Source organism: Streptosporangium sp. NPDC001559 (genome assembly GCF_042893955.1).
In the GTDB taxonomy this organism is placed as follows: Bacteria; Actinomycetota; Actinomycetes; order Streptosporangiales; family Streptosporangiaceae; genus Streptosporangium.
The window spans coordinates 1-20,320 of record NZ_JBIAVG010000002.1; the positions used below are offsets into that span (position 1 = coordinate 1).

Sequence of the window (20,320 nt, forward strand, 5' to 3'; positions counted from 1 at the left end):
GTCTCTACTCGGCATCAGACCTCACCGCCTACGCCCTCAGCACCGGCGCATTCCCACAAAAGATCAACTCGGCGAGTTAATCATCTGCAAGCCCTTAGGGGGCCGACCATGGTCGCTGTGCAACGCCGGTGTGGGGTAGGCGGCTGCGGAAGCCGGGGCCGGGCGACGGGTGCGGCGCCCATCGCCATGGGTGATCTTGATGTGCTTCCTGTTGCGTTTCGGTACCGGTTTCGGAGAAGTAATTTTTCGATCACGTTGAGTTGTCGCCTGGGGGTGGTGGCATCCCTGTGTGTGGGAGTCGGCGAGGGGTGACTGTTCCTTTGCCCCGGCGACCTTTCCGGCGGGCTCTGCCCCCGGAGGGCGGGGGCAGAGCCTGTCATACACCGTCAGCAGGTCGGTTCGAGGCAGCGCGTTCTCGTGGTCGCACGGTCCGGGAGCGTGCGACTCGGAGAAGGCCCGGCGTTCAGCCGATCCGGCGCAGGGCCTCGGCCAGGCTGGACAGGCCGACCGGGCCGAGTTCAAGGGCGGAGGTGTGCCAGCGGCGCAGGTCGAAGGCGGCGCCCAGGCGCGTCCTGGCCTCCTGCCTGGCTGCCAGCCAGGCCCGCTCGCCGAGCTTGTAGGAGATCGCCTGGCCGGGCCAGCCGAAGTAGCGGACGATCTCGGCGTGGATCCGGTGCGGTTCGCACCTGCCCCGCTCGCCCAGCACCTCGCAGGCCTTGGCGAAGGTCCACCGCGACCCGTCGGGCAGCGGCAGGTCCAGGTGGACGCCGATGTCCACGACGACCCTGGCCGCCCGGAGCGCCGACCCGGCGAGCATGCCGAGGCGGGTGCCCGGCTCGGTGAACCAGCCCAGCTCGTCGGCCAGCCGTTCGGCGTACAGCGCCCAGCCCTCCCCGTGCCCGCTCACCCAGGAGTTCCTGCCGAAGCGGGACAGGCTCTCCCCGGCCACCTTGGTCGCGCCGAACTGCAGATGGTGCCCGGGAACGCCCTCGTGGAAGACCGTGGTCAGCTCCGGCCAGGTCTCGAACCGGTTCCTGTCCCCGCTGACCGGCCACCACGTACGGCCCGGCCGCGACAGGTCCTCACTCGGCGAGGTGTAGTAGGGAGCCCCCGAGGAGGAGCCGACGGCCAGCGTGACGTCCACCCGGCGCAGCGGCTCGGCGATGTCGAAGTGGGTGCCTTGCAGCCTCTCGATCGCCCTGTCGTGGCGTTCCTGAAGCCAGTCGCGGTAGGCGTCGCGCCCCACGACGTACTGGGTGTCGTTGAGGATCTCCGTCGCCTCCTCGACCGAGGCACCCGCCTTGACCCGGTCGGCCTCGACGGCGAGCTCGGTCTCGATGCGTTCGAGTTCGGCCCAGCCCCACTCGTAGGCGTCGACCAGGTCGATGTCGGCGCCCAGGCTGATCCTCGCGGCCGCCGCGTAGCGCTCCGCGCCCACCGCGTCGGCCTCCTCGGCCATGGGCGCGTAGTCGTCACGCAGGTAGCGGGCGATCCGCGCGTAGGCGGCGTGGGCGGCGGCGACCCCCCTGGCCAGCTCCTGTCGCACCGGCCCGTCGCCGTACCGGGCGAGCAGCGGATTGTGGGTGCCGCCGTCGGCCAGCAGCCGGGCCTGGGTCGCCGACTCCAGCGCCTGGCGGCGGGCCGCCCGCAGTCCCCTGGACAGGCCGGTCTCCAGGCTCGTCCGCCAGCCGTCCAGCATCTCGGGCATCGCCGACAGCCTGGCCGCCACGTCACGCCACTCGTCGTCGGTGCCGTTCGGCAGGAGGTCCACGCTGTCACGCAGGTCGTTGACGAGCCCGAAAGGCGCCTGCACCGCGCGCAGCGGCTCGCCGAGCTCGTGCCAGGCGCGTTCGGCCTCAAGACGTTCACGCAGATGGGCGGCCGCCCGCACGTCCGCCTCGCCCTGGGGGCGCAGGGCGGAGAGCTTGGTCAATGTCTCGCTGATCAGGGCGGCCCGCGCGGCGTGGCCGTCCGGGCCGTAGTCCGACGCGGCGGCGAACTCGACGGCGATGCCCGCCGCTCCGGCGGCGACCGGGTCGAGCGCCGCCGAACGCGAAACATATTCATCACAAAGAGAGAAAATGGGACTGGTCACGCGGGAACTTTAACCAACCTGACCTGCGGCTAATCGCCTGGCACATAACGTCCTGACCCTTATAAGAGGAAGCTATCCCCTGTGGTGGCGGCGCGTTATACCCTCCATATGAAATAGGTTATATCTCCTAGGAAATGGCCTTTATCGCCTCCAGAAAGAGCGGCGTTTTCCGGTACGGCCCAGCTCCTCCAGCCCTTCGAGCGTCTCGCGCCACAGGTCCTCCACGTCCCCGCCCGCCCGGAGCCGTGCGACCAGGGCCTCAAGCCCGGCGTGACCGCCCAGGGAGACCGCCAGGGCGGCGAGCCTGCCCGCCAGGTCCTCCAGATGACGCAGCCGGTCGGCGGCGGGCAGGGAGGCCGCCTCCCGCAGCCCGCGCAGCTCCCCGGCGAGCAGCTCACCGAGCGGCGCGGGCGCGGGAGGAGCCACCGGGGCTGGCCTGGCGAGCCGGGGGCGGGGGCCGGGCGCGGCGACGCGTGGAGCGACGGAGCGCGGAGCGGCGGCGCCCGGTGCGGGAGGCGGGACGGGGGCGCCCCCGAAGCTCGCCGCCGCGAACCCGGGCGCGGCGCTCATGGGGGCGGCCATCCCGGTCAGCGACATCGGCGCCGCCAGGGGAGGCGGCTGCTCCCACCCGCTGGGTGGCTCGACCGGCTGGATCACCCGGTGCCCGGGGCCGCCCTCGGCCACCACCCGGCTGTCGACCGCGACGAACGCGGTGAACCGGCAGAGCACGCCGTGTCTCAGGGAGACCGCGACGATCTCCTCCTCCAGCGAGTGGTCTCCGGCGGCGTAGCGGTCCTCGAGCGCCCGCAGGCGCTCCCGCGCCCAGATCGCCCGGGTCGCCCCGGTGGCCGGGCCGTCCGCCACGCTCCCCGCGACCCGCCGCCGCCAGGCGTGCCCGGCGGCGTCGGTCCCCCGTACGGCCAGCGAGCCTTCGGCGGCGCCCCGGTAGCGTCCCCTGACGACGAGCGGGACCCCCGGGTAGAGCGAGTCGAGACGGCTGACGCCGTCCGGGAGCAGGCCGAGCCCGTCGGCCTCCAGGGACAGGCCGGTGACCAGGGGAGAGCCGATCCTGCGGTGGATGTGCTCCATGGCCTCGTCGAGCCTGTCCTCCGACTCGACCAGCTCGCACCGGCCCGAGCCGATCCCGGCCAGCCTGCTCAGGAACCCGGCGTTGACCGCCCTGTCGATGCCGACCGTGTGCACCCGCGTCCCGGCCAGGCGGGGGGCGAGCCGTTCCAGGATCTGGTCCTCGTTGCCGACCTGGCCGTCGGTGACGAGCACCAGGACACGATCTCTCTCATCTCTCTCGCCTTTCCCGCCGGAGGCGAGCAGGCCGGCCGCCCGTTCGAGGGGGGCCAGCATCTCGGTGCCGCCCCGCGCCTCAAGACGGGCCAGGTGCTCGACCGCGCGGTAACGGTTGCGGTCGCTCGCCTCGGACAACCCCTCGCCCAGCCCCTCGGGGCCCTCGACGACGGTGTCGAAGGACAGCACCGCGAACCGGTCACCGGTGGTGAGCGTGTCGACGATGCGGGCCGCCGCGCGCCGGGCCGCGACCATCTTCCAGCCGGTCATGCTGCCCGAGCGGTCCAGCACCAGCACGACGTCCTTCGCCCTGCCCGCGACCTGGGCCGGGCCGGGCACGACGGTCAGCGTGAACGTGCCCTCCCCCGAACCGCCCTCGGGGTCTTTCCCGGGGTCGGGGACCAGGGCCAGCGAGGTCGAGGCGTCGAAGGTCAGGCGCAGGACGAAGTCGCGGTCGAGACGCTCGCCGGGGCGCAGCCGTACGGTGTGTCCCTCCTCCTGGACCACGTGCAGGCTGGAGCGGATCTCGCGCAGGTCGAGACCGGCGGGGTCGATGGAGACGGCCAGCGACAGACGGACCGGGTCGGGGAATCCTGGCAGCAGCACCGGGGGTGTGATCCGGGAGGCGTCGGGCACCGCGTCGGTGTCGCAGGCCCAGCCGTCGCCCGCCCGTTCACCGTCGAGCGGGGCGCCCGGGATGTAACGGGGAGCGACGACCAGCGGGAAGCGGAAGGTCGCCGCGCCGTCCTCGTAGGGGAGCGGCTGGTCGAGCCCGAGGCGTACGGTGACCCGCTCGCCGGGCACGATGTTGCCGACCCTGATGGTGAAGACGTCGGGCCGGTCCTCCTCGGCGATCGCGGCCCGCCTGCCCTCGGCGACGGCCTGGTCGTAGTCGGCCCTGGCCTGGCCGCGCTCCTTCAGGACGCCCTCGACGACCCGGCCGTCGGCCTCCATCGTGAAGGAGGTGACGGCGGCCCGGTCGGGCAGCGGGAAGACGTAGGTCGCCTCAAGCGCCACCTCGTGCGGGTTGCGGAAGGTCTGGACGACCTCGACCCCCGCGGCGAGGCCGCAGACGCCCGCGGTCACCTCGACGCTCTCCAGCGGCAGATTGCCCCGGTCGGTGACGAGGGCCCCGAGACCGGCGCCGGGGACCGGCTCGCACTCCTCGGGGCGTAGCGCCGTGATCTCGGTGATCATGGTTGGTTCCCTCCGTGATCGGGGTTGTCGGGGATGTCGAGGACGAGGCCGTGCCCGCGCAGCACCGCCAGGAGCGTCTCCGCGGCGGCGCCGATGTCGGCGAGCGCGCCGGGGGAGAGGGGACGTCCGCCGTCGAGCAGCAGCGTCACCCCGGGGGCCAGCCGTACGCCGTTGACCTGGGCGGGGGCGGGCCGTACCCGCGGCTGAGGCCGTGACTGGGATTGCGACCGGGGCTGTGGCCGGGGGGCGGATGCCCTGGGTGGTTCGGCCCAGAACCTCGGGCGCGCGCCTCCGCCGCCCGGAGAGCCCGGAGGAGAGCCCGAAGAGTCCGGAGAGCTCAGGGATGCCGGCGAGGGGAGGTCGGCGACGGCCTCAAGGGTCTGGTCGCTCGCCCCGGCCAGCTCGGCCTGGATCTCGGCGATGGTCAGCCCCTCGGCCTGGCGGCGTTTGACGGCGACGAGCTGGAGCAGGTGACGCCTGCCGTACAGGGCCACGCGGCCCCGGCGGGACGCGGGCGGGTCGAGCAGGCCGATCGTGGCGTACCACCGGATGAGGCGTTCGTTGGGCACGTCTCTGACCCGCCCGTTGAGCTGGGCGGTCGGGGACAGCGCCGCGGAGGCCCGCTCCGCCAGCTCACCGATGGTCCATTCCATATGACGATAGTGACACTGTCACAATGACAGTGTCAACATAAGGGCCATATTGATGGGTAGGGACGTTCCCGTACAAAACGGAAACCGATCCTGCAAGCAGGGGGAGGACACCACATGTCCGCGATCACCAGTTCGCTCAAGGGCGAGGACAAGAAGGTCGTCATCACCGCGCTCCAGGGCGCGCTCGTGGATCTTCTGGAGCTGTCACTGCTGGGCAAGCAGGCCCACTGGAACGTGATCGGCCATCATTTCCGCTCGCTGCACCTGCAGCTCGACGAGATCGTCGCCTCGGCCAGGGAGTACGCCGACACCGTCGCCGAACGGGCGGTCGCCCTCGGAGGCAACCCCGACGGGCGCGCCTCGACGCTCGCCAAGACCAGCGAGCTGCCGGAACTGGAGGCCGGTTACATCAACGACGGCAAGGTCGTCGCCGCGATGACGGACATCCTCGGATCGATCATCCGCAGGATGCGTGAGCGCGTCGAGGCGACCGAGAAGGCCGATCCGGTGACCCAGGACATCTTCATCGAGATCACCCAGAAACTGGAGGAGCAGCACTGGATGATCGAGGCCCAGCGCTAGGACCTGCTCTGTGGGTCGCCGCCCGGGCGGCCGCGGTAGGCGTGAAGACCCACGAAGCAGGTGCCGCATCCGCTCGGGGGCGTTCCGGACCGTCGTGGCCGGGGCGCCCCCGTGTCACAGGAAGTCGGCCCGGTTCGCGCTCGCCCACTCGGCGAACTCGCGGGCGGGGTGGCCGGTGATCCGTTCGACGGTGTTGGTGACGGGTGCGGGAACACCGACGGCCGAGGCGGTCACCTCAAGGAGTGTCCGCAGGACCGGCTCGGGCATCCGGGGGGCGCGCCGTCCGAGCGCCTGCTCCACGGTCAACTCCTCCACCTCGACGGACGCGCCGACGGCCTCGCCGAGGACCGCGACGACCTCACGCAGGCGCATCGACCGGGGGCCGGTGAGCACCTGCCTCCGGCTCCGGTGCGCCTCCTCGGTGAGCAGGTGCGCGGCCACCTCGGCGACGTCGTCGATGTGGACGGGGTTGACCCGCGCGTCGGGATGGGCGATGCCGACCCGTCCGGTGGCGCGGATCTCCCCGGCCCAGTCGCGGCGGGCGTTGGTGGCCAGCCAGCTCGGATACAGCACGGTGTGCCGCAGGCCGGATTCCTCCAGTGCCCGCTCGACCGCCCGATGGGCGAGGCCGATGGGCCGGTCGTACTCCCCGGCCTCGTAGGAGGCGGGGGAGGACAGCAGCACGACGTGCCGGACACCCGCCTCGGCGGCGATCCTCAGGAAGGCGCCGACCTCGCCCCTGGTGGGGTAGAGGAACATCGTCTCGACGTCCCGCAGGGCCTCTTCGGCGCCGCGCGGGTCGGTGACGTCCAGTTCGGCGGTCTCGGCGCCCTCGGGCGGCCGCAGCGCGGAGGCGTCCCTGGCCGAGCCGCGCACCCGGTGGCCATCCCCGGCGAGCAGGGTGACAAGACGGCCGCCGATGTTGCCCCGGGCGCCGGTGACGAGGATGGTCATGATCGATTCCCCCTGGCTCGTGGCCGTTCCCGGCTACGATGGATTTGCTTTGGAAGCCAAATATCTTTGGTCGCAAAGGTAATTTGGGAGGGGTGGGGCGTGTCAAGTGGAGACGAGGGGCCCGGGCTGGACGTCGACGACGCGATCCGGGCGTTACTGCTGCTCATGCCGCGCATGGTCGGGCGGGTGAAACGACTGCCGGTCCCCGAGCCGCTCCAGTCGCTCGCGCTGGGGCCACGGCATCTGTCGCTGCTGTCCTACCTGCTGTTCGACGGGCCGATGACGGTGAACGAGCTGGCCGCGCGTCTTGAGGTCGCGCCGACGACGGTGAGCCTGATGGTCGGTGAGCTGAGCCGCAAGGGCGTCCTGGAGCGGCGCGAGGACGACGACGACCGGCGCCGCAGGATCGTCAGCATCGCCGCGGCCGGTCGCCCGGTGATCGACGACTGGCTGGCCAGAGGGGCCGTCGCCTGGCGCAGGGCACTCGAACCGCTCACCCCGGAACAGCGCCGGATGTTCCTCGACACCCTGGGCGCCTACCAGCGCGCCGTCGAGGAACTGTCGTGACCGGGTGGCCGGTAATGTGACAACTGTGGCAATGGGTAACGCGGCTCGCAGACTCGCCCCGCTGGGTGGGCCGCTGCTGGTCGCCGCCGTCCTGTGCGGGCTGATCGTCATGCACGGGGTGCAGCCCTCGCCCGGCCCGGCGCCCGCCCCGAGCGTCCTGACCATGGGGCTCGGCCACGCCTCCGGCGCCGGTGCCCCGATGTCGGACCCCTCCCACGAAAGTCACATGGGCGGCCAGGTCTGCCTGGCCTTCCTGCTCACCGGAGCGGCACTCCTGCTCCTCGCCGCCGTGGCGGTTCTCGGCCGGCCGGTGCCGACGCGGGCCCGCCCGCTCGTTCGCGGGCTGCCACGCGGGCCCACCGCCCGACCCAGAGGACCGACCCTCGCCCAGCTTTGCGTGATCCGGGTGTAGAAGCCGCACTCGGCGGTCCGTTCCGGCCGTCGAGCGCCGACTTCTCATTCACCTTGTTGAACACGGAGGGTGTTCGTCATGAAGCGCATCGTCATTCCCGCACTCGTTCTCGCGGCGGCCGGTCTGTCGGCCACCGGCTGCGGCTCCGCCGGGCGCACCGCGCTCGCCATGGACTCCGCCCCGGCCGCGCCGGCGGCCGCCACTCCGGCCGCCGACCACAACGGCAAGGACGTCATGTTCGCCCAGATGATGATCCCCCACCACCGCCAGGCGGTGGAGATGGCGAAGCTGGCCGAGGGCCGGGCCGCGAGCGGCCAGGTCAAGGACCTGGCCGGGAAGATCGAGGCGGCCCAGGAGCCGGAGATCCGGACGATGAGCGGCTGGCTCACCGCCTGGGGCGCGCAGGTGCCGGGTGAGCAGGGCACGCCCATGGACCACGACATGCCCGGCATGATGTCCGGCCAGGCCATGGAGGAGCTCAAGGGGCTCAAGGGCGCCGCCTTCGACAGGGCGTTCCTGACGATGATGATCCAGCACCACGAGGGCGCCGTCGCCATGGCCAGGCAGGAGCAGGCGGAAGGCGTCCACGAACCGGCCCGGCGGATGGCCGCCGACATCGTCGACGGCCAGTCGGCGGAGATCGCCACGATGAGGCGGCTGTTGCGGTAACCCCGGCGGCCCGGGCGCCCGCCGCGCAACCCGTACGGCGGGCGCCTCGCTCGGATCAGGGCGTGGGATAATTCTGCAGGTCAGGCAGCTTCGCCTGTTTCCCCCCTGACCGAGTGACAGGGGGAGCGGCATGGACATCATTCCTCGGGCGGTCGTCATCCCCAAGGAGACCGACCACCTCGAACAGGGCAAGTACGGCCCCGTCTTCCCGAGGACCCCGGCGTGCTACGGGTTCACGATCATCGCCGACGTCAAACCGGGGCGGGCCGGGGCGATCAGGGACCACGGCCACACCCTGGCCAGGGCGCTGGAGGCCGACCCGTACCTGCTGGCCCCGCTCAAACTGCACTACCTGCGCTGGGTGCTCTTCGACGACGACACGCGCTTCATGTACCAGGGGATCTTCGACACCGACTTCGACAAGTACACCGAGGACGCCGTCGCGCTGTTCACCATGTCGGGGGTGAGCACGGCCTTCGAGAACCTTGAGGGCTTCCCCGAGGACTGGCGGACCAACCCCGAGGCGTTCGTCAGGTTCGTCCGCGAGCACCACTGCCCGAGCTTCGTCGAGTACGGGGAGTACCCCTACGTCACCGCCGACGAGATCAAGAAGGCGCTGCGGATCAAGAGCGCCCTGTCGGAGGTGCTCGACCAGATGCAGTGAGACCCGAGCCGTGAGCCGCCAGAGCGGGCCGGGCGCCACGCGTGTCCCGCCGTACAGGGGAGACGAGATGAGCCGGTCGACGACCGCACGCACCTACAACCAGAACCACGTGCCGCGTCCGTACACCCCCGGCGGGCAGCGGGTGAGCGTCTACGTCTCGTGGAGCTATCCGGCGGAGGCGGGCAGGAACCCGGCCGAGCTGGACAACCGCTTCTCCACGATGACCGAGGTCCGGCGGACGGCCTGGCCCGCCTACGAGGACCCGAAGTGGTCCGACCCGCTGCGCTTCCAGCAGGGCGTCGCCGGATCCCTTGAGCTGTTCTTCTGGGGCTGGCTGCCGTTCCAGCAGTTCGCCCAGGAGGTCACCGGGCACCCGGTGCCGGTGTACCAGCGCGTCGACCAGGCGGGTTTCCCCACCCCGCTGGACGAGCGGGTGCTGGCCGACACCGACACCCTGCTGGTGTTCGGACTGGACCACATGATCACCGGGCAGGAACCGGCGCCCGAGGAGATCGAGGCGGTACGGGCCTTCCTCGCCAGGGAGGGGACCCGCCTGGTGCTGGGACCGCACCACGACGTCGGGGCCTCCGACGACCTGGCCGTGCGTGACAGGGAGCACCGCCACCACGGCGACCCCCTGGTGCCCCGGCAGCAACGCTTCGCCCGATATCTGCGTTCCTTGATGGGAGAGCTCGGCATACCGGTGGAGAACCGGTACGGCCTGCGCCCCGCGGTGAGCGGGCCCAAGCAGATCGCGCCGCTGTCCGTCGCCAGGGACCTGGACACCGGAGGGTGGCTGGAGGGGGTGACCACCCTCAACTTCCACATGCATCTGCCGCACTACGCCGTGACGACCGACGACCCGGACGTCGTCCGCGTGCTGGGCAGGCAGCCGATCGACCTGTCGCGGCCGGCGCACCCCTTCACCGAGGAGGGCAACACCGAGTTCGACGTGGTCCTGTGGATGCCCCCGGGCGGGGAACGGGCCGGTGACGTGCTGCTGGCCGACTCCACGGTCTTCAGCTCGCTGTTCGGCGGCGACGAGAGCCTGCGCGCCTTCTGGAGGAACGTCGTCACACACCGGAGGGGGACATGACCGGGCGGGCGGGGGCCGTACTCGAACTCGACGACATCCAGCGCGGGGTGCTCAGCCCCCGGCCGAGCCCGTACGCGGCGACCTACGTCCTGTTCCGCGTGGACGAGCGCGCGCACGGACGGGAGCTGATGCGGCGCCTCAGCACGGCGGTCACCTCGGCCGCCGACACGACCAGCCCTCTGGGGGAGACCTGGGTCAGCGTCGCGCTCACCCACCACGGCCTGGCGGCGCTCGGGGTGCCGAGGGAGTCGCTGGAGACCTTCTCCTGGGAGTTCCGGCAGGGGATGGCCGCCCGCGCCCGCGCGCTGGGCGACGTCGGGGAGAGCGCCCCGGAGAACTGGGAGACCCCGCTGGGCACCTCCGAGGTCCACGTGGTGCTGGTGGCCCTCGCCCCCGACGCCGCGCGGCTGGAGGCGGCCCTCGATCGCGCCCGGCCCGCCTACCACGCCCTGCCGGGCGTCACGGCGATCTGGCGGCAGGACTGTCACGCGCTGTCCACCGAGACCGAGCCGTTCGGCTACCGCGACGGCATCAGTCACCCGGCCGTCGAAGGCAGCGGCGTCGCCGGGTCCAACAGCCTGGAGGCGCCGCTCAGGGCCGGGGAGTTCGTGCTCGGATACCCCGACGAACTGGGTGGTCTCCAGGTCCCGCAGCCCGAGGTGCTGGGGCGCAACGGCAGCTACGCGGTCTTCCGCAAGCTTCACCAGCGCGTCGCCGCGTTCCGGCGTTACCTGCGTGACAACGCGGCCGATCCGGCGGACGAGGAGTGGCTGGCGGCGAAGATCATGGGCCGCTGGCGCAGCGGCGCCCCGCTGGCGCTCAGTCCCGGCCACGACGATCCCGGTCTCGGCGCCGATCCCCTCCGCAACAACGTCTTCGGCTACGAGCGGGACGACCCGGCGGGGTTCACCACTCCCGGCGGCTGTCACATCCGCAGGGGCAATCCCCGCGACGCGGCGGTGGCGGGCGTGCCGAGGCTGCACCGGATGATCCGGCGCGGCACCGCCTACGGCCCGCCGCTGCCCGAAGGGGTACTGGAGGACGACGAGGCCGACCGCGGGCTGATGTTCGCCTTCATCGGGGCGCATCTCGGCAGGCAGTTCGAGTTCGTCCAGTCCGAGTGGATGAACGACGGCGTCTTCTTCGGCGGGGGCGGCGCGCGTGACCCGGTCGTCGGCTCCGGCGACGGCCCAGGTGACGGCTCCGGCGACTTCACGATTCCCCGCAGGCCGCTGCGGCGCTGCCTGAGAGGACTGCCACGGTTCGTGGTCACACGCGGCGGTGAGTACTGCTTCATGCCCTCGCTGAGCGCCCTGCGCTGGCTGGGCGAGCTCGGCGACTGACGCACGGCGCAGGACCGGAGGTTCCATGAACGCGCTGCAGTCGCTGTTCAACGCGATCACCGTGATCTTCATCGCGGTCACCATGTTCGCCGGGGGTCTGGCGACCACGTTGTCCGCCCTGCGGGCGGTCCTCACCGACCTGCGGTTGCTCGCGTCGGCCCTGCTGGCCAACCTGGTGGCCGTCCCGTTGCTCGGCTGGGGCCTCGCGGAGCTGTTCGCCCTGCCCACCGCGGGTTTCATCGCCCTGATCCTGGTCGCGGCCTCCCCGGGAGGGCCGTTCGGGGCGAAGCTGAGCGTGGTGCAGAAGGGGGACGTGAGCGCGGGCACGGCGACGCAGGTGCTGCTGGCCGCGGTGGCGAGCCTCACCTTCGGCCCGATGAGCACGGCCGTCCTCAGCGTGGCCGACGTCGGCGCCAGGATCTCCCTGGACGTCGCCGCGCTGGTGCGGACCGTGGCCGTCCTGCAGCTGGTGCCGTTCGCCGTCGGGCTGGTGGTGCGTCACTGCGCGCGCTCCACGGCGCGCTCGTGGCACCCGGTCGCCGCCCTGGTGTCGAACGTGACGTTCCTGATGGTGCTGGCCGGCATGCTGCTGGGCAGCTGGCACGACGTCGTCGCGCTGCTGGGCTCGCGCACCCTGCTCGCGGGATTCGTCCTGGCCGGGGCCGCGTTCGCCGTCGGCACCCTGCTGGCCACCGGGCCGTCCGCGCGCCGTACCACCATGGGGTGCGTCACGGCGGTGCGCAACGTGGGACCTCCGCTGGCCGCCGTCGGGATCGCCTTCGACGACGCGCAGGCCGTCCTGGGAGCGCTCGCCGCGGTGCTGATCAGCGGTCTGGTGGCGGTCCTGCCGATCGCCGCGGTGCTCGGTCACCGGCGCGGCGACGCCCCCTGAGGAACCGAAGGGTCAGAGCAGGCGCTCCAGGAAGACCATGACCGTCATGGTGACGATGCCGGCGACGATCAGATCGACGGACCAGCGCAGATTGCGGTGCTTGGTACGGGCCACTCTGGCGATCCACAGGGCGTCGGTCGCCAGGAACAGCTCGTAGTCCGAGGTCTCGGTGTTCATCCGCTCGATCAGGGCCTGTGGTGTCGGCGCGTCGGCGTAGTCGAGGATCCGCAGCCCACCGCGCCTGGAGGACAGCGGGCGGATGGTGAACAGGATCAGTGTGACCGCCACGGACAGCAGGATCAGCGCCAGGACGACACCGAAACGCCCGATGCCGGGAAAGCGGGCCGGGCCGGTGAGGATGAGGGTGACGAGCACGCCGTAGGCGACGCCCGCCCATGACAGCAGCAGGCCCGCTCTTTTCTCGCTCGCGCTGATCAGCTCGGCGCGGGCGGCGACGACGGCGGCGTCGAGCCGTTCCCTGAGGAGCGGGGACATGGACGTGTGTTCCGCGCGGCTGCCGTTCCCGGAGCGACCACTGGACGTCACCGGTTCGTGGGTCATGCCTCCCCTTTTCTCCGTCTGGCTCCGGGGGTGCGAACGGGCATGTGTCGGGTTTCAACCACTGTAGGAGGGGGTGAAGGGGGCGATGTCCACGTCGCGGTAAAGCGTTCGTGCGGCCCAAGGCATGAAACGCGACGGCCTTGAGCTGTCGCGGACCCCTCGGAGCCTGGAATGCCCGGTTTTGTATGGCCTCACTGATCGGCAGGCCGGGCGGCCATTCCTGGAACCTCGCTTCTCGATTCGGCCGGCGCCGGAGTGTGAATGACGACCGAACGCCGTGGAGGTTTCTTTACGCTCCCATGTCAATGCCGAGCGTGACCGTTGGTGCGGTGGTAGCGTGACATTGCCTTCGGAAAAGCGCAAGCTTACGAAACAAAATAGTTGAGAATATCCGCATTTACCTGGAATTGGTCCCATAAGGGAAACGATCGCCAAAGGAGAGTGAGATGGCCGCGAAGAGAGGGCCGACGCTGCGGGCGCAGTGGCTCGGAAAGCACCTGAAGGAGTACCGCGACGCGGCCGGGCTGACGCTCAGGCAGGCGGGCGACCACCTTCAGCGTGACGCGGCGACCATCAGCCGCCTTGAGTCGGGCATCATCCCGGCACGGGTGTCCGACGTCATGGCCCTGCTCAACCTGTACGAGATCGACGACGAGCGGATCCGCGACGGGCTCGAACAGCTCAGCCGTGACATCTGGCGCAAGGGCTGGTGGGACGGCTTCTCCGCCGACTCCCTCGGCGGCATGCTCGACCACGCCTGGCTGGAGACCCGGGCCAAGGCCGTCTACTCCTACGCGGCGATGGTCGTCCCCGGCCTCCTCCAGACCCGTGACTACGCCTCGGCGATCATCACGGCGGGAGCCACGGAGGCCTCCGCCCGTCAGGTCGAGCAGTGGATCGCGTTCCGGATGGCCCGGCAGGACGTGCTCGACGGGGAGGCGCCGCCGAAGCTGATGATCGTCCTCGACGAGGGCGTGCTTCACCGCGCGGTCGGCGGCCCGAATGTGATGCGTGCTCAGCTGGAGCGCCTTTTCGAGGCCGCCTCCAGGCCGAATGTGATCCTTCAGGTCCTGCCGTTCGCGGTCGGGGCGCACGCCGGAGTGGACGGCGCCTTCACGGTTTTCCGCATGCCCGAGCCCTACTCCGACGTGACATACACGGAGACCAGGGGAGGGGCCGTCTACACCGAGTCGGACGGTGCGGAAAACTTCGTCCAGGCGTACGATCTGCTGCTGAACGCCGCGCTTACCCCGGATGATTCCGCGACCGTTATCAAGAATGCGGTCGACCGATTCAAATGAGACGACAGGGAGAAGCAGATGATCACCCCCGAGGAACTGTCGGGTGTCGCCTGGCGCATCAGCTCGAAGAGCCCCGACACCGGCGGTCAGTGCGTGGAGGCCGGGCCGCTGGCGGACGGCAGCGGCCGGGTGGCGGTGCGGCACAGCCGCCGCCGCGACGCCGAGGTGATCGTCTACACCCGCGCCGAATGGCAGGCGTTCGTCGGCGGCGTCAAGAACGGTGAGTTCGACTTCCCGGTCTCCTGAACGGTGCCTGACGGCGGCGCTCCTCGCCCTGGCCGGACTCCCAGGAGACGAAGGACTCGGCCGGGCGGTACGGCGCGGGCGAGTCGCGGACGTCAAGGCCTCGCGGAACTCCTGAGCCACTCCTGCCGGGTGATCGCGTACTCGACCTCGCCGTGCTCGCTGCCGGGAAGCGGTTCGTCCCACTCCAGGTGGAACGTGCGGACGTGCCGCATGCCGACCGAGGCCATCGTCGCGCGGGAGGCGGCGTTGACCGCCATCGTCTCGGCGAAGACACGGTTCAGCCCGAGGTCCTCGAAGCCGTGCCGGAGCAACTCCCGTGCGCCCTCGCTTGCCAGGCCCTGACGCCAGTGGCGGCGCAGGAGGCGGTAGCCGAGTTCGGCCTGCCCCTCGACCGGGCCCTGGTCGGCCCGCTGTGGTGGTTCGAGGATCCACCAGCCGACGAACCGCCCGTCCACGGAACCGGCCCAGAACCCCAGGCCCGGCACCCGGTCCGCGGCGGCGAGCCGTTTGCGGTGGAAGCGCTCGACCTCCTCGCGGGTACGGGCCCGGCCTTCGAGATAACGCATGACCTCGGGGTCGGAGTCGAGTTCCACCTCGTCCTCAAGGTGCTCGTCGGCCAGCGGGACAAGAAGGATGCGGCCGGTGCGCAACGTCGCCTGAGACATGGAGGGCATTATCCCCGACGCTATCCGGCCATGAGGGCCGAGATCGCGAGGGCGAGCAGGGCGGCGGGCAGGAGGATCGAGGCGATGAGGACGGTCCGGCGGGCGGCCACGTAGCCGACCGGCACGAGGCCGTCCCGGCGCGGTGACACCCGCCACGGCCTGCGGGGGTCGGCGGTCACCGGGCGCCCCTCGGGCAGTTCGTCCGGTACGGCCAGCGGCAGGTCGACCAGCCAGGCGACCAGCCGGGCGACGGCCACGGCGTCGGAGGGAAGGCCCGACGCCAGGTAGCGGGTCTCGCCCGCCATGGAGGACAGCTCCCTGACCATGTTGCCCAGGCCCATCATGCGGAGCCAGCCGGACACCTCACCGGTCCCCGGACCGACCTCCCGGCCGACGCCCGTCCGCACCAGCAGGTCGGCCTTGCTGACGACGACCGCTACCCGCCGCTGCCCGCCCCCGCCGGGACGGGAGGCGAGCTCGGCGCGCACCCGCTGGAAGGTGTCGGCCGGGTCCTCCGAGGAGAAGGAGACCCCGGCCGCGGTGAGCATGTCGCGTTCGGCCGTGGTCAGGCCGCCCCGCACGAGGGGCAGCGCGAACGGGTCGACGACCAGGACCATCCGCTCCCCGTGCGTCAGGTAGCCCATCGCCTCGACCGCGGTCGCCCCCGTGTAGTGCTCGCCGGAGGGGTCGAACAGGTACAGGATCCGGTCTCCCCCGCGGGACCCGGTGGGAAGCGAGACGTCCAGAGTCATGGCCGTCGGCAGGGGAGTGGGCGTCTTGGACACCCTGCCCTGCCGCATCTCGTCCCGGTTACGGGTGAAGGCGAGGCCGTCCTGGTGGGTCACGAAGCTCGCCCGCCCGCCGTTCGCCTCGATCGCGGCGTGCAGCGCGGCGATCGCCAGCGTCATGAACGTCGTCTTACCCGCGTCGGGGCCGCCGACGAACGGCAGCGGCTCGGCCCTGGCCCGTCCCGTCCTCGGTGACAGGGCCCTGCCGCACCCGGGACAGTGCCCCGCCAGCCGGTGCCTGCCGAGGAGGATCGTCGTGGGGAGCCGGGCGCCGCACACGCACACGTGCCGGAACGCGCCGTCCCCGTTGGGGCGCAGCCGCCGATGCCGTTCCCCGCAGGAGGGGCAGGCGTACTCGGGAAGCGTCAGCCGTTCGTAGCAGTCGGCGTTCTGGCAGACCTGCAGGACCCGGTGGATGGCGGTGAAGGCCAGGTCCAGGCCGCGCAGCACCAGGACGCAGGGCAGCCACACCAGCAGGGCCACACCCGTGAACAGCGCGTACGCCGCGAACGACACGGCCAGGGCGAAGGCGAGCACGACCATGCCCAGTACGACGCCCGTCTCGACGCCGAGCCACAGCGGGAACAGGAAGTACACCTGCGGCCGTTCGCGCCACCGCTGCCCGATCCAGTCCCGGACGGCCCCGGCCCTGGCGACGACGACCGGGCGGCTCGCCCTGTCCAGCGCCGCCCAGTCACGCCATATCTGCCGCAGCGCGTAGATCCGGTAGGCGGGATCCCCGCCCCGGCCGCCGGGGCGGGGAACCGTGGAGGCCGTACGGGAGAGCAGCACCCGGCAGGACCGGTGGACGTGGTGCCCGGCGGCGGCGAGGACCGTGACCGCCAGCGCGGGCCCGGCACCGGCGAGGAAGGGGAACACGACGACCGCGATCACGACCCAGATCGACACGGCTCACTCCCGCTTCCACACCAGCCGGGGGCGCAGGCGCTCCCAGAGGGCGGTTCGCGGGCGCACCAGCTCCTCGTAGCCCCGCAGGAGGTCGGGGTCGTGGGCGAACCTGGCCCGCATGGAGCCCAGGGGCGACCCGCGTGCCCACGCGTCGAGCCGTTCGGACCCGGCCCCGCCCAGCCGCAGCCTGACCGTGACCTCCAGGAGTCTCGCCTGCTCCTCCCGCGACCTGACGCGTCTCAGCCACAGGTCGACCAGCCACGCGGCGGCCCGGCGGGAGGCGGTCATGACGACCTTCGCCCGGAACTCGGGCCCTCTGGCGTCCAGGACCCCCAGCACCGCCTTCGCCACGGCCCCGCGCAGCTCGGGACCGGCCGTCTCTCTGGCGTCGAGGAGCCTTTCGAGCGGTCCGGCCAGGTCACCGGGCCGGACCGCGCCGGAGATCTCCGCGACGACGACCACCAGTTCGGCGCTCCCGGAGGGCGCCGGCGACGTCACCAGTCTCGCCAGCCTGGCAGGCTCCTCCCGTGGCCCTCCGCTGAGGAACGCGCGCCCCGGCAGCTCCACCAGGACCGGGGAGACCCCGGCCGAGGAGCCCAGCCGTTCCGCGAGCGCCCCGCACTCGGCGGGCGTCGGCGGCCCGGCCCAGATCTCCCGCAGCACCGTGTCACGTCCGGGTTCCGGCGCCAGCCGTACGAGCCGTTCCGTCGCGTCGACCCGGCCGAGCGCGCCGCGCCGCACCAGGCGGTGGAGGACGGCCGCTCCGGTACGCGGGGCGCGTGTCAGGTCGGCGGGCGCGAGCAGGTCGCAGACCTCGTCGGTCAGCAGCCGGGCCCGGACCTCCGCCGACGCCGTCTCCAGCCCGGCGAGCGCGCCCTCGACAAGCCCGCCGCGCCAGCCGTACGGCATCCGCCCCGCGGCACGCCGGAGATCACCCGCCCCGGCACGGACGAGCGCGGCGGCCCGGCGTTCCAGATCGCGCCCCGGCACGGCCAGCCCCGCCTCGACGGCGAGCAGCGTCACGTCGGCGAGACCGGTCAGGCTCCCCGCCCCGCCCAGTGCGTCCCGCACCCGGGGTTCGAGCGCCAGGCGGGTCGCCGCGCGCAGCCGTACGGCGGGCAACGGCAGCTCGGGGTTCCGGAGGGCCAGCGCCACGCACCGGGCGGCGCAGCGGTCGGCCGCGTCCGGCGGGCCGGTCGCGCTCGCGGCGGCGGCGAGCTCGTACTCCATCCGGTCGGCGGCGCCTTCCAACGCCCGCCACACCCAGGCGGGGAGACCGGCCTCCAGCAGGCGTGCCGCGTCCAGCTGCTCGGCGCGGGTGACGGTGACGTCGCCGTCGCAGAAGGCCACGAGGGCCGCGGCCGCCTCGGGGTCGGTACGGCCCAGCTCGGCCATGCCGTCCAGCGCGGCCATGTCCATCCGCCGCCAGCGGTCCACGACCGTACGGGCCAGCCGGCCGGTTCCGGAGCCGGTCGCGGGCCGGGTGAGATCGACCACCTCGGCGTCCAGGTCGGAGGGGAGCCAGACGTCCGGCGTGGTCCCCACGATGATCTGCGAGGCCGTCGCCGGATCGGCGCTGTAGGTGACGAACGACAGGCCGAGGGCGACGGTCTGCGGCAGCGAGTAGGAGATCACGGTGATCCACCGGACGATCTCCTCGACGTCCCCGGCCACCAGGACCAGTCGTCCGTGCCCCCGGGTCAGGGCCCGAACCGTCGTCTCCAGCAGGAAGCCGAGCCGGGCGTAACCGCCGTCACCCTGACTCGCGAGCCACTCCCCGAGGGATTCGGGGTCGGCCGTGCCGCCGGGAACGATCTCGGTCAGGCCGGGCAGAGCCGTCTCCGGGGTGTCCTTCCAGAAGGGGGCCTGCCACAGCTCCACCGGTCTCAGGCCGGTCAGCTCGCCGGGGGAGACCACCAGGGCGTGCCCGAGGAAGTTGCCGTACCGCCCCGAGTAGTCCCGGCCGAGATGGACGCAGCGGGTCAGCACCCGGTGGGAGCCGAGGAGGTCGTAGGTCAGCGCGACGGGGAAACACGACGCCTCCCGCTCGGTCGGGGCGAGCGGGGCGCCGGGCGGCGGCCGGTAGGTCAGCAGAGGGGCGACGCGCGACCGTACGCCCTCGGGCAGCCCCGGTGTCTCCGCGACGAACTGGAACCCCGCCCGGCCCGTCGGGCCCGCCGCCACCGAGGTGTAGTGCAGCTGCCAGGCCACCGCCTCACCGCCCTGCGCGCAGCATGCCGAACCGGTACAGCAGCCACAGCAGCGGATCCTCGACCCGGTAGGGACGCACGCCTCCCGGCCCGACCCCGCCGGTCCCGAGGTCGGGCTCCCCGCCGAGGGCCGAAAGCCCGAACAGCGCGTGGCCGGTGTAGTTCTGGCCCAGATACCGGTCGATCGCGCCCGCCTGCCACCGGTCGAGCAGCGCCCGCACCTGCTCGTGCACCGCCTCCCGGTCGTCGAGGTCGAGACGGCCGGTGCGGGGACGGGCGCGATGCAGGGCCGACTGACGGCCGAACTCGGGCCGCAGCGCGTCGATCTTGCTGAGCGCCACCGCCACCGGGATCCGCAGCCGCCGCGGGAACCACCCTGAGAGCCACCCTGAACGGTGCCGTTCGCGCAGCAGCTCGGTGACCCTGGCGATCACGTCGAGGGGGTCGTCGCCGGGGTCGCCGTCGTTCACCGGGGTGCCCGCGCCGGGAAGCCCGAGCGGGTCGAGGAGGACGACGACGCCGTCCGCCGCGCCGACGTAGGACAGGTACAGCTCACTGCGGTCGCGGCTGCGCAGGTCCTCGCCCGCCGCGTCGAACAGGACCAGCGCCAGCGAGCGCGTCCTGTCCCACCTGATCCGGAACTCCCGCCCGAACAGCCGCACCGCGCGGTCGAACGACCAGACGGTCCTGGACAGCAGGTAGACCAGGGGCCCACCGGGGTCGGTCTCCGCCGAGCGGGTCGCGCCGAGCAGCCGGTTCTCCTCGTAGAGCGGGCGGGCGAAGTCACGCCGGTAGCGTTCGATGGTCCGTTCGTCGCAGCCCATGAGGGTGGTGTTCAGCTCCTCGCCGACCTGGTTGGCCAGTTCGTGCAGCAGGACAGTGAGGTAGGTGCTCTTCCCCGAGCCCTTCGCCCCCACCAGGGCGACGATCCTTCCCGGCCGCCGGCAGTACTCCGCGGGCAGCGGGCTGTGGCACCGGGGGCAGACCCGGCGGCCGGTCTGCCGGTGACAGCGGGGGCATTCGGCCCGGCTTCCGGGGCGGGGCACCGCGAACGCGGGCGGCAGCGAGACCCCCGAGGCCGAGCCGAGATGGCGGGCCAGGACCTCGTCGGGCTCGGGGTCGCAACCTCCCCTGCGCCCCGAGGCTCCGACGCACCGGAACTCGATCCGGCCGGGACGCAGCCTCGCGAAGCAGTGCGGACAGGTGACCACGGC

At 72.0% G+C, this 20,320-nt stretch carries 19 protein-coding genes; 10 read left to right on the plus strand and 9 right to left on the minus strand.

Annotated elements, in window-relative coordinates:
* Positions 1 to 463: 463 nt before the first annotated feature.
* The 3 genes from ACFYY8_RS04085 to ACFYY8_RS04095 all read right to left on the minus strand — a co-directional run bounded on the left by ACFYY8_RS04085 (position 464) and on the right by ACFYY8_RS04095 (position 5,247).
* Complete coding sequence (locus tag ACFYY8_RS04085) at positions 464 to 2,095, minus strand: DUF885 domain-containing protein (RefSeq protein WP_390036953.1); 1,632 nt, start codon at positions 2,093 to 2,095, stop codon at positions 464 to 466.
* A gap of 141 nt (positions 2,096 to 2,236) precedes the next feature.
* Positions 2,237 to 4,594: a VIT domain-containing protein gene (locus tag ACFYY8_RS04090; protein ID WP_390036955.1), complete on the minus strand. Its 2,358-nt coding sequence runs from the start codon at positions 4,592 to 4,594 to the stop codon at positions 2,237 to 2,239.
* A complete protein-coding gene (locus ACFYY8_RS04095) occupies positions 4,591 to 5,247 on the minus strand; it encodes a MerR family transcriptional regulator (RefSeq protein ID WP_390036957.1) in 657 nt (218 codons plus the stop codon). The genes ACFYY8_RS04090 and ACFYY8_RS04095 overlap by 4 nt, the downstream gene beginning before the upstream one ends.
* A gap of 114 nt (positions 5,248 to 5,361) precedes the next feature.
* Here ACFYY8_RS04095 and ACFYY8_RS04100 point away from each other — a divergent pair, with 114 nt between their 5' ends.
* Entirely contained in the window at positions 5,362 to 5,829 is a 468-nt protein-coding gene (locus ACFYY8_RS04100) for a DNA starvation/stationary phase protection protein (protein WP_352008874.1), read from the plus strand.
* 114 nt (positions 5,830 to 5,943) lie between these two features.
* On the opposite strand, the gene ACFYY8_RS04105 is transcribed toward ACFYY8_RS04100, so the two are convergent.
* A complete protein-coding gene (locus tag ACFYY8_RS04105; protein WP_390036959.1) occupies positions 5,944 to 6,783 on the minus strand; it encodes an NAD(P)H-binding protein in 840 nt (279 codons plus the stop codon).
* A 99-nt stretch (positions 6,784 to 6,882) separates the two neighbouring features.
* Here ACFYY8_RS04105 and ACFYY8_RS04110 point away from each other — a divergent pair, with 99 nt between their 5' ends.
* From ACFYY8_RS04110 to ACFYY8_RS04140, 7 genes are all read left to right on the plus strand, one after another.
* Entirely contained in the window at positions 6,883 to 7,350 is a 468-nt protein-coding gene (locus ACFYY8_RS04110; protein WP_390036961.1) for a MarR family winged helix-turn-helix transcriptional regulator, read from the plus strand.
* Between the two features lie 31 nt (positions 7,351 to 7,381).
* The gene (locus ACFYY8_RS04115) at positions 7,382 to 7,762 is read left to right on the plus strand and encodes a DUF6153 family protein (RefSeq protein WP_390037991.1); all 381 of its coding nucleotides are present in this window, start codon (positions 7,382 to 7,384) and stop codon (positions 7,760 to 7,762) included.
* Positions 7,763 to 7,840: 78 nt separating this feature from the next.
* Complete coding sequence (locus ACFYY8_RS04120) at positions 7,841 to 8,431, plus strand: DUF305 domain-containing protein (protein ID WP_390036962.1); 591 nt, start codon at positions 7,841 to 7,843, stop codon at positions 8,429 to 8,431.
* Between the two features lie 130 nt (positions 8,432 to 8,561).
* Entirely contained in the window at positions 8,562 to 9,095 is a 534-nt protein-coding gene (locus ACFYY8_RS04125; protein ID WP_390036964.1) for a hypothetical protein, read from the plus strand.
* 67 nt (positions 9,096 to 9,162) lie between these two features.
* Positions 9,163 to 10,191 carry a hypothetical protein gene (locus ACFYY8_RS04130; RefSeq protein WP_390036966.1) on the plus strand — a complete coding sequence of 343 codons (1,029 nt, stop codon included), beginning with the start codon at positions 9,163 to 9,165 and terminating at the stop codon, positions 10,189 to 10,191.
* Positions 10,188 to 11,534, plus strand: coding sequence for a Dyp-type peroxidase (locus ACFYY8_RS04135; protein ID WP_390036967.1), 1,347 nt, complete (start codon positions 10,188 to 10,190; stop codon positions 11,532 to 11,534). The genes ACFYY8_RS04130 and ACFYY8_RS04135 overlap by 4 nt, the downstream gene beginning before the upstream one ends.
* 25 nt (positions 11,535 to 11,559) lie before the next feature.
* The gene (locus ACFYY8_RS04140; protein ID WP_390036969.1) at positions 11,560 to 12,426 is read left to right on the plus strand and encodes a bile acid:sodium symporter family protein; all 867 of its coding nucleotides are present in this window, start codon (positions 11,560 to 11,562) and stop codon (positions 12,424 to 12,426) included.
* A gap of 12 nt (positions 12,427 to 12,438) precedes the next feature.
* On the opposite strand, the gene ACFYY8_RS04145 is transcribed toward ACFYY8_RS04140, so the two are convergent.
* The gene (locus ACFYY8_RS04145; RefSeq protein WP_390036971.1) at positions 12,439 to 12,987 is read right to left on the minus strand and encodes a Pycsar system effector family protein; all 549 of its coding nucleotides are present in this window, start codon (positions 12,985 to 12,987) and stop codon (positions 12,439 to 12,441) included.
* A 446-nt stretch (positions 12,988 to 13,433) separates the two neighbouring features.
* On the opposite strand from ACFYY8_RS04145, the gene ACFYY8_RS04150 reads away from it, so the two are divergent.
* On the plus strand, positions 13,434 to 14,288 hold the full coding sequence (locus ACFYY8_RS04150) for a helix-turn-helix domain-containing protein (RefSeq protein WP_390036973.1): 855 nt from the start codon (positions 13,434 to 13,436) through the stop codon (positions 14,286 to 14,288).
* An 18-nt stretch (positions 14,289 to 14,306) separates the two neighbouring features.
* Positions 14,307 to 14,534: a DUF397 domain-containing protein gene (locus ACFYY8_RS04155; protein ID WP_390036975.1), complete on the plus strand. Its 228-nt coding sequence runs from the start codon at positions 14,307 to 14,309 to the stop codon at positions 14,532 to 14,534.
* 92 nt (positions 14,535 to 14,626) lie between these two features.
* Here ACFYY8_RS04155 and ACFYY8_RS04160 read toward each other — a convergent pair whose 3' ends face one another.
* The 4 genes from ACFYY8_RS04160 to ACFYY8_RS04175 are packed head-to-tail and all read right to left on the minus strand — an operon-like array spanning position 14,627 to position 20,317.
* Complete coding sequence (locus ACFYY8_RS04160) at positions 14,627 to 15,199, minus strand: GNAT family N-acetyltransferase (protein WP_390036977.1); 573 nt, start codon at positions 15,197 to 15,199, stop codon at positions 14,627 to 14,629.
* Between the two features lie 20 nt (positions 15,200 to 15,219).
* Positions 15,220 to 16,896, minus strand: a complete 1,677-nt coding sequence (locus ACFYY8_RS04165) for a hypothetical protein (protein ID WP_390036978.1) — start codon at positions 16,894 to 16,896, stop codon at positions 15,220 to 15,222.
* A 3-nt stretch (positions 16,897 to 16,899) separates the two neighbouring features.
* Positions 16,900 to 19,107 carry a hypothetical protein gene (locus ACFYY8_RS04170; RefSeq protein WP_390036980.1) on the minus strand — a complete coding sequence of 736 codons (2,208 nt, stop codon included), beginning with the start codon at positions 19,105 to 19,107 and terminating at the stop codon, positions 16,900 to 16,902.
* 4 nt (positions 19,108 to 19,111) lie between these two features.
* Positions 19,112 to 20,317: a hypothetical protein gene (locus tag ACFYY8_RS04175; protein ID WP_390036982.1), complete on the minus strand. Its 1,206-nt coding sequence runs from the start codon at positions 20,315 to 20,317 to the stop codon at positions 19,112 to 19,114.
* Positions 20,318 to 20,320 lie beyond the last annotated feature (3 nt).